Origin of the sequence: Haloprofundus halophilus (genome assembly GCF_003439925.1) — an archaeon.
Taxonomy (GTDB): Archaea; Halobacteriota; Halobacteria; order Halobacteriales; family Haloferacaceae; genus Haloprofundus; species Haloprofundus halophilus.
Window position 1 is genome coordinate 1421373 of sequence record NZ_QQRR01000001.1, and the last position, 12298, is coordinate 1433670.

The 12298-nt window shown below is 65.3% G+C and carries 16 protein-coding genes; 10 read left to right on the forward strand and 6 right to left on the reverse strand.

The features are described from left to right. Positions 1 to 19 precede the first annotated feature (19 nt). Both DV709_RS07095 and DV709_RS07100 read left to right on the forward strand, forming a co-directional pair. Positions 20 to 337: a hypothetical protein gene (locus tag DV709_RS07095; RefSeq protein ID WP_117593039.1), complete on the forward strand. Its 318-nt coding sequence runs from the start codon at positions 20 to 22 to the stop codon at positions 335 to 337. A 1-nt stretch (position 338) separates the two neighbouring features. Then, positions 339 to 908, forward strand: a complete 570-nt coding sequence (locus DV709_RS07100; protein ID WP_117593042.1) for a DUF2243 domain-containing protein — start codon at positions 339 to 341, stop codon at positions 906 to 908. Between the two features lie 10 nt (positions 909 to 918). On the opposite strand, the gene DV709_RS07105 is transcribed toward DV709_RS07100, so the two are convergent. Together DV709_RS07105 and DV709_RS07110 are read right to left on the reverse strand one after the other, a co-directional pair. Continuing rightward, positions 919 to 1125, reverse strand: coding sequence for a hypothetical protein (locus tag DV709_RS07105; protein ID WP_117593046.1), 207 nt, complete (start codon positions 1123 to 1125; stop codon positions 919 to 921). Positions 1126 to 1196: 71 nt separating this feature from the next. Continuing rightward, positions 1197 to 2018, reverse strand: a complete 822-nt coding sequence (locus DV709_RS07110) for a manganese catalase family protein (RefSeq protein ID WP_117593050.1) — start codon at positions 2016 to 2018, stop codon at positions 1197 to 1199. A gap of 238 nt (positions 2019 to 2256) precedes the next feature. On the opposite strand from DV709_RS07110, the gene DV709_RS07115 reads away from it, so the two are divergent. Then, the gene (locus tag DV709_RS07115) at positions 2257 to 4152 is read left to right on the forward strand and encodes a PINc/VapC family ATPase (protein WP_117593053.1); all 1896 of its coding nucleotides are present in this window, start codon (positions 2257 to 2259) and stop codon (positions 4150 to 4152) included. Between the two features lie 210 nt (positions 4153 to 4362). On the opposite strand, the gene DV709_RS07120 is transcribed toward DV709_RS07115, so the two are convergent. Continuing rightward, the gene (locus tag DV709_RS07120) at positions 4363 to 4644 is read right to left on the reverse strand and encodes a MarR family transcriptional regulator (RefSeq protein ID WP_058580594.1); all 282 of its coding nucleotides are present in this window, start codon (positions 4642 to 4644) and stop codon (positions 4363 to 4365) included. A gap of 126 nt (positions 4645 to 4770) precedes the next feature. Here DV709_RS07120 and DV709_RS07125 point away from each other — a divergent pair, with 126 nt between their 5' ends. Next, positions 4771 to 4980, forward strand: coding sequence for a hypothetical protein (locus DV709_RS07125; protein WP_117593056.1), 210 nt, complete (start codon positions 4771 to 4773; stop codon positions 4978 to 4980). A 12-nt stretch (positions 4981 to 4992) separates the two neighbouring features. On the opposite strand, the gene DV709_RS07130 is transcribed toward DV709_RS07125, so the two are convergent. Continuing rightward, positions 4993 to 6054, reverse strand: a complete 1062-nt coding sequence (locus tag DV709_RS07130; protein ID WP_117593061.1) for an outer membrane protein assembly factor BamB family protein — start codon at positions 6052 to 6054, stop codon at positions 4993 to 4995. A gap of 9 nt (positions 6055 to 6063) precedes the next feature. Then, on the reverse strand, positions 6064 to 6228 hold the full coding sequence (locus DV709_RS17680) for a hypothetical protein (RefSeq protein WP_157972676.1): 165 nt from the start codon (positions 6226 to 6228) through the stop codon (positions 6064 to 6066). Positions 6229 to 6366: 138 nt separating this feature from the next. Here DV709_RS17680 and DV709_RS07135 point away from each other — a divergent pair, with 138 nt between their 5' ends. The 4 genes from DV709_RS07135 (at position 6367) to DV709_RS07150 (ending at position 10275) form a co-directional block, all read left to right on the forward strand. Then, entirely contained in the window at positions 6367 to 6681 is a 315-nt protein-coding gene (locus tag DV709_RS07135) for an EMC6-like membrane protein (RefSeq protein WP_117593065.1), read from the forward strand. Next, entirely contained in the window at positions 6681 to 8498 is a 1818-nt protein-coding gene (locus DV709_RS07140) for a ribosome biogenesis/translation initiation ATPase RLI (protein ID WP_117593068.1), read from the forward strand. The genes DV709_RS07135 and DV709_RS07140 overlap by 1 nt, the downstream gene beginning before the upstream one ends. A gap of 127 nt (positions 8499 to 8625) precedes the next feature. Next, complete coding sequence (locus DV709_RS07145; protein ID WP_117593072.1) at positions 8626 to 9621, forward strand: hypothetical protein; 996 nt, start codon at positions 8626 to 8628, stop codon at positions 9619 to 9621. Between the two features lie 192 nt (positions 9622 to 9813). After that, on the forward strand, positions 9814 to 10275 hold the full coding sequence (locus DV709_RS07150) for a YbhB/YbcL family Raf kinase inhibitor-like protein (protein ID WP_117593075.1): 462 nt from the start codon (positions 9814 to 9816) through the stop codon (positions 10273 to 10275). Between the two features lie 31 nt (positions 10276 to 10306). On the opposite strand, the gene DV709_RS07155 is transcribed toward DV709_RS07150, so the two are convergent. After that, positions 10307 to 10828, reverse strand: a complete 522-nt coding sequence (locus tag DV709_RS07155; protein ID WP_117593078.1) for an archaemetzincin family Zn-dependent metalloprotease — start codon at positions 10826 to 10828, stop codon at positions 10307 to 10309. A 39-nt stretch (positions 10829 to 10867) separates the two neighbouring features. Here DV709_RS07155 and DV709_RS07160 point away from each other — a divergent pair, with 39 nt between their 5' ends. Continuing rightward, positions 10868 to 11311 carry a UPF0146 family protein gene (locus tag DV709_RS07160; protein WP_117593082.1) on the forward strand — a complete coding sequence of 148 codons (444 nt, stop codon included), beginning with the start codon at positions 10868 to 10870 and terminating at the stop codon, positions 11309 to 11311. Between the two features lie 121 nt (positions 11312 to 11432). After that, entirely contained in the window at positions 11433 to 12296 is an 864-nt protein-coding gene (locus DV709_RS07165; protein ID WP_117593086.1) for a TIGR01548 family HAD-type hydrolase, read from the forward strand. The last annotated feature ends 2 nt before the right edge of the window (positions 12297 to 12298 follow it).

The window sequence follows — 12298 nt, forward strand, 5'->3', positions numbered from 1 at the left end:
CCCCGTTTCTTTCGACGCTATGAGCGACGACGACCACGGCGACGAGAACCACGGCGACAAGGAAGAGGTTCAAGGCGAGTACGGCGGCGAGAAAGATACCCAGTACGACGAGGACGACCAGAATCAGTACGGCGGCGACGACGACGACGTCAGCGCCGTCGAGCAGACCGAGATGCGGATGGACGACCGGAACGACGACGAGCGTTCGGACGACTCGCCTACGGACGACGACGACGGAGACGGCGAAGCGTCGGACGACGACGGAGACGGCGAAGCGTCGGGCGAGGAGTGGGTAGAGTCCGAACACGAGAACCCCGACGACGCAGAGGAACGCTGACGTGGCCGAATCACAGGGGTCGGGTCGCTTCGAGCGACGGAACGGGACCGCCGAGCGCCCGGCCCGAACCGGGACCGACGTCGAGGAGACGACGGACCGTCCGCTGCTCCGCGCGGGCGTCGTACTCGGATTCGGCCTCGGCGGCCTCGTCGACGTGCTCGTCTTCCACCTCGTGCTGCAGACGCACCACCTCATCTCCGGGTGGGTGCCGCCGACGACGCCGCAGGCGTTGCAGTTGAATCTCGTCGCCGACGGCCTGTTCTCGCTTCTGATGCTCGCTATCATGGCCGTCGGCTTCTGGATGCTGTGGAAGACGGCCGACAGACCCGACGTGCCGTGGTCCGCCGGGACGTACGCGGGCGCGGTCGTCGTCGGCACGGCGCTCTTCAACCTCTACGACGGCACTGTCGACCACTACATCCTGGAGATGCACCACGTCACACAGGGACTCCAGCCGGACGCGTTCGACCTCCTGTGGCTGGTCGGAAGCGTCGTGCTGCTGATTGCGGGTCTTCTCGTCGTCCGCGCGGAGCGCCGAGAGGACGGGACGCCGCCGGCCGAGGGGATGTGAGCGAGTCGAGCTAGGGCGTTCGGCTCGCTTCGCGGTCGTCGCCACGCGAACGCAGAGTGGTCGCCGTATCGACGAGAACCGCGAGGACGGCTATCGTTGCGCCGAGAATCACGGTCAGTTCTCCGCGATACGCTCCCAAGTCGAGCAGTTGACGAGAGAGACCGAACGCGATGACGACGATGCCGAGTCTGTAGCCGTTCGCTTCGAGGGGACCCATCGACTACGTCTGTCCATCCCCGCGACGTCAAGCTACTGAAAAATCGAAGCAGTAGTGACGGAACCGCGCGACTACTCGCCGCTCGGACTGTTGTACATCTCGTCGATGACTTCTTCCAGGTCGGGCATCCCGCCGCCGGGTTGCTCCGCGCGGAACGAGAACTCTCCCTTCCCGTCGGGCGACTGCCCCTGCGTCCACCGCTGGTCGGGGTCCTCGCGCTGCTCGCGGAACGTGGACATGAACTCGTAGTTCACGTCCTGGTTCTCCTTCGCTTGGTCGAAACTGGCCGGCACCGGCACGTGGTCCTCCATCGTTTCCAGCGCCGCGTGCCACTGGTTCTGGTGCATCGTGTCGCGGGCGATGAGGTACGCGAGCATGTCCTTCATCCCCGGGTCGTCGGTCATCTCGTACAGTCGCGTCGCGAGCAGGCGACCCGTCGACTCCGCCATCACGTTCGCGTACATGTCGGCGGCGAGGTTGCCGGAGGCGACGACGTAGCCGCCCGAGAACGGCACGCCGTTGCTGTCGACGGGCATCGCGTGCAGGCCGGCGGAGAGCGCCTGCCGAGGCTGACCGCCGCTCATCATCGCGTCGATGACGGCGTCGTTCTCGCGGGCCTCCTCGCGCATGTGCTCGGGCGCTCCTTCGAGGTTCTTCGCCACCGCGGTGGCGAGCATCTCGATGTGTCCCAGCTCTTCGGCGGCCGTCTCCATCAGCAGCGTTCGGTACTCCTGTTTGTCGGCGGGGACGGCGAACGCCTGGAACATGTACTGCAGCGCGACGCGCATCTCGCCCTCCGCGCCGCCGATGGCCTGCTGGAGCATCTTCGCGAAGTACGGGTCCGGTTCCTCGACTTCGACTTCGTACTGGAGTTCGGGTTCGTGGTAGAACACACGATGTGAGCCACGAGCAGTGACAACAAAGTGAGGCTTGTACATGTGAGTAGCCTTCGGGGCGCGAGCAAACGCGGAGTCGTGTCGACGAGCGGACCGGACTTGAAGGGTCGACGAGCAGACCGGGCGCGAAGGGCCGACGAGCAGACTGGGCGAGAGAAGTCGACGAGGGTGCGGCGACGGACGCGGACATCCGCCACTCAAACACTCTTATCACGCTCCCGGCCGGAGGGAGGGTATGAACATCGTCCCGGACACGAGCGCGGTCATCGACGGCCGCGTGTCCGAACGAGTAGAGAGCGGGGCGTACGACGGCGTGACCGTCCTCGTCCCCGAGGCGGTGGTCGGCGAACTGGAGTCGCAGGCCAACGCCGGCTACGACAGCGGGTGGGAGGGGCTCGAAGAGCTACAGCGACTCGCCGAGTACGTCGACGAGGGCGCCATCGAGGTGGAGTTCGTCGGTCGCCGCCCGTCGGTCGACGAACAGGACGCCGCCCACGAGGGCGACATCGACGCGCTCATCCGCGACCTCGCCGACGACCACGGCGCGACGCTGCTGACGAGCGACGTGGTGCAGGCCGAGGTCGGCCGCGCGAAGGGCATCGAAGTCGAGTACGTCGAACCGCGCATCCGCGGCGGCGAGAGCCTCGCCATCGAGGAGTTCTTCGACGACGAGACGATGAGCGTCCACCTGAAGGCGGGGACGAAGCCGAAGGCCAAACGCGGCGCGCTCAAGGAGATGCACTACGAGATAATCTCCGACGAGGTCTCCGACGAGGTGCAGATGAAGGAGTGGGCCGACGACATCGAACAGAGCGCCCGCTCCAGCAACCAGGGCTTCATCGAACTGTCGGAACCGGGCATGAAGATCGTCCAGTTCCGCAACTACCGCATCGCCGTCGCCCGCCCGCCGTTCTCGGACGGTATCGAGATCACGGCCGTTCGACCCATAGCCAAGACCAGCCTCGAAGATTACGAGTTCGTCGACGAACTGAAAGAGCGCCTGCTGGAACGCCAGCGCGGCGTCCTCATCTCCGGGTCGCCCGGCGCCGGGAAGTCGACGTTCGCGCAGGCCGTCGCGGAGTTCCTCAACGACAACGACTACGCGGTCAAGACGATGGAGAAACCGCGCGACCTGCAGGTCGGCCCCGAGATCACCCAGTACACCGCCCTCGGCGGGCAGATGGAGAAGACCGCCGACTCGCTTTTGCTCGTTCGCCCGGACTACACCATCTACGACGAAGTCCGGAAGTCGAACGACTTCTCGGTGTTCGCGGACATGCGACTGGCGGGCGTCGGCATGGTCGGCGTCGTCCACGCGACGCGGGCCATCGACGCGCTTCAGCGACTCATCGGCCGGGTCGAACTCGGCATGATTCCGCAGGTCGTCGACACCGTCGTCTACATCGAAGCCGGCGAGGTCGACACCGTCTACGACGTGACCACGGAGGTGAAGGTCCCGGAGGGCCTCACCGCCGAGGACCTCGCGCGCCCCGTCATCCAGGTTCGGAACTTCGAGACGGGACGCCCCGAGTTCGAGATATACACGTTCAACCGCCAGGTCGTCACCGTCCCGCTGGGCGAAGACGGCGGCGGCCAGAGCGAGTCGGGCGTCGGTCGCATCGCCAAACAGGAGATAGAGCGCGAGATTCGCTCCATCGCCCGCGGTCACGTCGACGTGGAACTGAAAGGCCAGGACCGCGCGGCGGTGTACGTCGAGGAGGACGACATCTCCTACGTCATCGGAAAGGGCGGCGGCCGAATCACCGACATCGAGGAGCGCCTCGGCATCGACATCGACGTGCGGACTCACGACGAGAACCCGAAGATGGGGTCGTCGGCGGGGTCAGCGGGGTCAGCGGGAAACGGTAGCGGCGGCGCGGGCGGTGCAGGCGGTCGGGTCGGCGAGCCCGAGGGGGAGGTCGTGACGCCCGAGATAACCTCCCGGCACATCGTCGTCCGGATGGACGGCCACGTCGGCGAGACGGTCGAAGTCCGCGCCGGCGGCGAGTACCTGTTCACGGCGACGGTCGGCCGCGGCGGCGACATTCAGGTCTCTCGCGGCAGCGCCATCGCCGACGAACTGGAGGACGCCATCGACCGGAAACAGCAGATTACTGTGGTACCCGCGTAGCGGGCACTACAACCCGCCGCTCGCTGGCGCTCGCGTCGGCGTCGGCGTCCCGGCGTAACCGACACGACGACCTCCTACTCGCGCGGTTCGTGAGAACACGAGAGCACGGTCGTTCCGGCAGACTCGGAGCGGCAGCGTCACGGTCGGCAGTCGCTGGAGATGAAAAGAAAATAGCGAAGAGAGAGATCGACGTTCAGCCCGAGACGTCGATTACTGCTCTGCGGTGCAGGCTTCCGACCCGCCGTCGACCGCCGCTTTCGGTTTCTCGGTGAGTTGGTAGAGATTCTGCCGCGCGTCCGCGAAGTAGACGTCCTCGTCGACGACGCCGATACCTTCGAGTCGTTCGAGCGCGTATCGGACCGTCCGCGCTGAGAGCATCGACTCCTGGACGATGCCTTTCTGCGTCAGAGGGCCGTTGTATTCGAGTACTTTGAAAACCAATTTTGCGCTTGGGGGGAGGTCGTCGAGACTCTCCTGTTCTGTTCCAGCCATCGTTACGAATCGAAACGGTGCACGAGCATAAAGGTTCATGGAATGGTACGCGTCAACTCGGTGCAACGAGGCGACGAAAATGCACGAAAATCAAATGCACATCGGACATACCACAGGTACGACAGCATGTTCCGCCTCGTGAAGTCGGTGCTACGGAGACTTCCACTCGCAGCGTTCTGTGCCGGGAGTTTCCTGCTGCTGACGACGACACAGCGGTACGGAGGGACGAATTTCTTCACAGGATGGGGTCTCGACGAGTTCGTCTGGGCGGCGCGGGCTGTCGGGTGGGTTCTCGCGCTCGGTGGTTTCGTCACGGTGTGGTTGTTCTACGATTGAACATCAGCGAGGCTACAGCGTCCGTGAGACTGCCTGCACCGACCATCCAGTCCCCACGTAGACGGAGTTCGAGCCGACTGTTGGTTTCGTAACCGTCGGCGCTCCGAGTTCGAATCGCCAGTGCTGCGTCCCGCTTTCGGCCGCCACCGCGTACAGAGAGTTGTACTGGTCGGCGACGTACACCACACCGTCTCGAACCGATGCCGAGCCCGTGATCTCACGTTGTGCGTCGAACTGCCACCGTCGACGTCCGTCGGTGTCGGCGAGGGCGTACAGGTGTCGGTCTGCAGTTCCGACGTAGAGTGTGTCACCAGCGACGGTGGGCGACGCGAACACCGGACTCTCGAGGTCGGTCTCCCACTGCCGCGTCCCGGTGGTTGCGTCCACGGCGGTGATCGCGCCGGACCGGTCGCCGAAGTAGAGCCGTCCGTTCGAGAGCGGGAAGTCGGTCCCACCGATGGCCGAAGTCACTCGGTATCGCCACGTTCGTGCTCGGCTTTCGAGGTCGAACGCGCTCACGACGCCATCGGTGTCGCCGACGTACGCCGTTGCCTCGTCGACAGTGAGAACGAGAGCGTTTCCCGACAGGGAGCCGACTGTGTCGAGTCGGTCACCGGTTGCTGCGTCGAGTCTGTACACTCCCGCGGTGTCTCGGTGTCCGCCGACGTAGACGGTACCGTCGACGACGACCGGCGGCGTCACGAGCGGGCGGTCAAGCGACGTTCGCCAGCGACGTTCGCCGCTCGCGGCATCGACTGCGTGGACGCCCCCCGAGTGATCCGTGAGATAGACGAGTCCGTCTGCCGTCGAGAGTCGCCGTGACCGTACCGGCTCGCCGAACTGATACCGCCACTCGACAGTTCCGCTGTCGGCCCGGAACGCGTACAGGACGCCGTCGTCACAGCCGGCGTAGAGCCGAGGCCCGTCGAGTGTCGGCGCTGTAAACGGGTCGCCGTCGGTCGTATAGCTCCACCGCTCTCGCCGTTCGAGCACGCCGGATAGGCAACCAGCGAGGCCACTAGCAGCCACGCTCACGCCGGCGGCGAGTAGTTCACGACGGGTAGTGTGCGGCATGTGGAGTGCTCAGTTGCGCAGGACGATGTGTGCACCCGAGGAAGCGGTGACCGTAGTACCCTCCAGTTCGTTTCGAACGCTCGCAACCGTATCCTCGTCGAGGAACGCTGTCGTCGACTGGTAGTAAGCAGTGTTGACGATACCAGCGAGGAGACGCTGGATTTTCTTGTGCATGACTGTGTGGCACGGGGAGAATATTTAAATTTTCGTTATAGTACGTTTTCCCAACACCTGTGTCACGCAGAGAGCACAGTACCCGCTGCCGACACCGAGAGCGAACGGCTTTTGACGCCGCATATCACATCTTCGGGTATGGCGACCGAAACAGCGACCGGTCTCTCCAGTCACATGCGGGGGGTGACCGTCACGACGCTCGCGTGTCTCGCGGGTATCGGGGCGGCCGTCGCCTCCGCGTTCGTGGTGGGGACGACCGTCGACGACGCCGTGAACTCGCTCTCGCTTGCCGTGTTCGTGGCGTTCGTCCTCGTGCAGTTCCCCCTGTTGCGCCTCGTCGGCGTCGACATGGACGGGTTCGGCGCGAAAGATTACCTCTACGTCGTGTTCATGACGTTCGCGCTCTGGTTCATCAGCTACACCGTCTTCCTGAGCACGGGTGTGACGTTCTAATGGCCGACGACAGCATCGCCGTGGTCGACCTCGACCGATGTCAACCCGACCGCTGCAACTACGAGTGCGCGAACTACTGCCCGCCGAACCGCACGGGCAAGGAGTGTATCACCACTCGCGGCGAGGACACCGAAGAGGGCGACCCCGACCAGATTCGCATCTCCGAGGAGATCTGCCTCGGCGAAACCTGCGGCATCTGCGTCGAGAAGTGTCCGTTCGACGCTATCGAGATCATCAACCTGCCGCAGGAACTCACCGAGGACCCCACTCACCGCTACGGCGAGAACGCGTTCGCGCTGTACGGCCTCCCGGTGCCGGAGCCGGGGAAGGTGACGGGTATCCTCGGGCCGAACGGTATCGGTAAGTCCACCGCCGTTCGCATCCTCGCCGAGGAGATAACGCCGAACCTCGGCGACTACGGCGCGGAGCCCGACTGGGAGACGGTGCTCGACCGCTACCGCGGCACGGAGCTCCAGAACTACATCGAGCGCCTGATGGACGGCGACATCACCGTCGCCCGCAAGCCGCAGTACGTCGACCAGATTCCGAAGCAGTTCGACGGGAAGACCCGCGAACTGCTCGAACACACCGACGAGCGCGGCCAACTCGACTACCTCGTCGACGAACTCTCCATCGCCCCGGTGATGGACCAGTCCATCGACTCCATCTCCGGCGGCGAACTCCAGCGCGTCGCGCTGGCGGCGACGCTCGCGCGCGACGCCGACTTCTACTTCCTCGACGAGATTACGCCGTACCTCGACATCGGCCAGCGCGTCAAGGCCGCGCGCCTGATTCAGGAACTCGCCGAGGACGACGCCGACCGTTCGATGCTCGTCGTCGAACACGACCTGGCGATTCTCGACCTCCTGACCGATACGCTCCACATCGCCTACGGCGAGCCGAGCGCGTTCGGTGTCGTCACCCCGCCGAAATCGGTTCGCAACGGCATCAACGAGTACTTGAAGGGCTACCTCTCGAACGAGAACATGCGCATCCGGCCGAACGCCATCACGTTCGAGCAACACGCGCCCCGAGAGACGGCCAAGAGCGCGCCGCTGGTCGAGTACCCCGACCTGACCAAGTCGTACGGCGAGGGCGAGTTCTCGCTCGACGTCGAGGGCGGAACCATCCACCACGGCGAAGTGCTCGGCGTCGTCGGTCCCAACGGTATCGGGAAGTCGACGCTGGCGAAGATGTTCGCCGGACAGCTCGAGCCCGACGAGGGCGAACTCGACTTCCTGCTCGACATCGCCTACAAGCCGCAGTACATCGAGATCGACCAGCCGATGCGCGTCGACGTCTTCCTCTCCTCTATCACCGACGACTTCGGCTCGTCGTACTGGAACACCGAGGTCGCCCAACCGCTCCAACTCGAACGCATCATGGAGCAGAACCTCACCGACCTCTCCGGCGGCGAGCGCCAGCGCGTCGCCATCGCGGCCTGTCTGTCGAAAGACGCCGACCTCTACGTGCTCGACGAGCCGTCGGCGCACCTCGACGTCGAACAGCGCGTGCAGGCGACGACGGCCATCCGCCGCTACGCCGAGAACCACGACGCGACGGTGCTCGTCATCGACCACGACATCTACATGATGGACCTCTTGGCCGACCGCCTGATGGTGTTCGACGGCGAACCCGCCCAGCACGGTCACGCCTCGACGCCCCAGGAGATGCGCGCCGGGATGAACGACTTCCTCTCGGACCTCGAAATCACGTTTCGCCGCGACGAGCGGACGGGACGCCCGCGCATCAACAAGCCCGGCAGCCAGTTGGACCGCGAGCAGAAGAAGCAGGGCGAGTACTACTACGCGCCGTAACCGGTCGGTGCCCTCGTCCGACGGGGTGACCTTCGTCGTCGCCAACTGCGGGATTCGAGTGACATAGTTCTTCGCCAGACGGTTTATCGGGTTAGTCGTCGGACTTCGAACCCGAGATGATCGGTCGATGAGCGACGAGGGGAAGACGAACGAAGAGGGCGACTCGCTGAACGCCGTCCAACGGTGGCTGTATCTGACGGGGAGTCGGCGAATCATCACGCTCGTCGTCGTCCTCGGCGTGTTCGTCGTCGTACGCTTACTCACCGAGGTGGGCGTCCTCCACGTCGCCAGCGGTAGTTACCTCGCGACGCTGATGGGCAGCGGGACGTTCTCGGGGCTGTTGACGCTCGTGACCGTCGTCCTCTCCATCAACCAGCTCATCCTCTCGCGGGTGTTCGGGTCGCCGTCGGACCTCTCCGAGCAACTGGAGGGGAACCTCGAGTTCCGACGGAACGTCGAAGACGTCGTCGGCGCACCGAACAGCCCGAACGAGCCGGGACCGTTTCTGGCGTTCCTCGGCGACGCGCTCCAGCGGGAAGCGGGGAGTCTTCAGGAACGGCTGGACGGGGAGGACCGTGAACTCGCGGGGGAGGTCGAGAGCTACACCGCGGCACTCGTCGACTACGGCGAGCACCTCACGCACGGGCGGTCGGACAACAGCACCGTCGACGTGCTGCTCCTCTGCCTGGGAAGCGAGTACGCCGACCACCTGGACGCGACGCGGAAGCTGAAACGACAGCACCACGACAGGCTCTCCGAGGAGGCCTCGGAGCAGTTCGACGACCTGCTCGAACTGCTCAAGGGCGTCGCCACCGTCAGGCAGTTCTTCAAGACGCTCGCCATCCAACAGGACCTCGCGCGGCTCTCGCGGCGGCTCATCTACCTCGGACTGGGCGCGCTCTTGGTCGTCTACTGCTTCACGCAGGTGTACAAGAGCCCGTCGTCGATGTCGCCGACGCTCACCGCGTCGACGCTGCGGTGGGTGTCGAGCGTCGTCGCCGCCGTCGTCTTCGCACCGGTGGCGCTTCTGATGTCGTACCTGCTCCGCGTCGCCACCCTCACGCTGTACACCGTCTCCGTCGGGTCGTTCGTCCCCCCGGAGGAGCGGTTGGAGAGCCCGTAGGCGAACGGAGCAGTCGGCCGCGCCCGCAGTCGTTTTTTGACGGGCGGTCGACATCTCTTTTGACCGGCGGTCGGCATCCCTTTTGACCGACGGTCGACGCCCCTCGACCGCCGACCGACGGTTCCGCGTGACGACCGCCCCCGTGCGAGAGAGTAGCAAAGATATTGGTCGAGCGCGTCGACCCCACCACCGATGTCGCTTCGTCTCACGAGTCCGGCGTTCGACGACGGAGAGCCGATACCGGAGCGCTACGGCCGCGAGCGGGAGAACGTCAACCCGCCGCTCGCCGTCGGGGGAGTGCCGGCGGACGCGAAGTCGCTGGTGCTCGTCGTCGACGACCCCGACGCGGAGGCCGTCGCCGGAAAGGTGTGGAACCACTGGCTCGTCTGGAACGTCGACCCGGACGTATCGAAGATACCCGAATCGTGGTCGCCGGGGCAGAACGGCGCGATAGAAGGGAAAAACGACTACGGCGAACTCGGCTACGGCGGGCCGAACCCGCCGGACCGTCGCCACCGCTACCGGTTTCAGCTGTGGGCGCTCGACCGGGAACTCGCGCTCGTCGCGGGCGCGACGCGGCGGGAACTCGACGCGGCGATGCAGGGACACGTGCTCGCGGAAGCGTCGCTTTCGGGGACGTACGACCCGATTTGAGGCGGGGGGTGCCGACCCCCAACAATCGTCGTTAGCCGAACGTCCGGCTACACGTCCCGCAGAGGTTCTCTTCTTTCACGTCGACCTCTCGGACCGTCGGGGAGAAACTCATCACGCATTTCGAGTTGTCGCAGTGCTCGAGACCGAACGTGTGGCCGATCTCGTGGACGACCTCCTTTCTGACGCGGTCTGCGAACACTTCCGCGGTGGGTTTCGTCGAGATGCCGCCGTCCGAGGACGTCTGGAGACGGTACGTGGAGATAACCGACCCGTTGCCGTTGAGATACGCCAGCCCGAAGACGTAGTTTCGGCGTCGGTAGTAGAGATCCATCGGAGTGACGCCGATGTTCTTCTCGCCGTCGCCCACACGGCTCGCCAGTTCGATGAACTGCTCCGCTCGGTACTGGTTGCGGTTGCGGTCGTACGCGCCCTCGGGGATACCCTGCTCGTCGTGGACCGTCACGTCACAGCTGTAAACCGACCGCAGTGCGGCGGAGGCCTCGCGCTTGACTTGCGCGGGCACGTCCCCGATAGGCACGATGTCGACAAGCATGCAAGCGGTTAAGGTGGGCCTTGTCATAAACTTCCCGACGTGAAACATCGGAGAGAAGCGGCGCTCGTCGGCCGTCTGTCGCGGTACGACTCGCTCTGCGAGGTCGGTGTCGGCCGGCGACCCGACGTCGCCGGGGCGCTCGTCGACGCCGGATGCGCCGTGGCGGCGACGGACGTCCGGGAGTTTCCGGTCCCCGAAGGAGTCGAGTTCGTCCGCGACGACCTCGTCGACGCCAGCGAAGCGGCGACGCCCGGCGAGCACTACCACGTGGACGCGCTGTACGCGCTGAACCTGCCGCCGGAACTACATCGGCCACTCCGGGACGTCGCTCGGGCGGTCGACGCCGACGGCCTGTTTACGACGCTCGGGTTCGACGAACCGACGGTCCCGGTTCGGCGCGAGCAACTCGACGGAGAGACGCTGTACGTCGTCGACGCCGACGCGCGCACGAGCGGCGGTTCGGCTCCGAGTCGGCACGGATAACGGCTGTGTCGGGTCAGCGCGGACGACGGCTGTGGGGCCACGGGCGCGCTCGACCGCAGAAATCCGGCGAATTCGGGGGTTATCCGGAACGCATTTCCTATCTCCGGTTCGCACGCAAGGTATGCAGACCGACGCGGTCGTTCTCGATGTAGATGGCGTTCTCGTCGACGTCGCCGACTCCTATCGCCGCGCCGTCGTCGAGTCCGTCGACCGGGTGTACGGACGGACGGTTCCGGTGGAGGAGCTTCAGGCGTTCAAGGACGCGGGGGGGTTCAACAACGACTGGGAGTTGACGTACGCCGTCGCGCTGTACGTGCTCGCTCAGCGGGAGGGACTGAAGATGCCGACCGAAGAGTTCGCGGCGCACATCGCCGACCACGGCGGCGGCCTCGACGCCGCGCAGTCGGTCGTCGCCGACATGCCGAGCATCTCGCAGGCGCGGGTCCGCGACAAGTGGAAAACCGACCACCTCCGCGACGTGTTTCAGGCGCTGTACCTCGGCAGCGACCTCTACCGGGAGTTCGAGGGCGACGAACCGCCGTTCGAGACCGAGGGCTACATCCACGACGAACCGGTCATCCTCACCGAGGAGACGGTCACAAACCTCACGAGTCGGTTCGACGTCGGCGTGCTAACCGGTAGACCGAGCGCCGAAGCCGATATCGCACTCAACAGAGTCGGCCTCGGCGTGGCCGACGAGCACCGCTTCACGATGGACGACTGGGAGGAGGGCAAACCCCACCCGAAGGCGCTCGTGACGCTCGCCGAACGGTTCGAGGCGGAGACGGTGACGTTCGTCGGCGACACCCTCGACGATATCCGGACGGCGGTGAACGCCGCCGAAGCCGACGCGAGTCGGACGTACCGCGGCGTCGGCGTGCTGACCGGCGGCCTCACCGGCGAAGAGGGACGACGGAAGTACGAATCGGCGGGCGCAGCGGCCGTCGTCGACAGCGTGAACGACCTGCCCGCGCTGTTGGAGTGACC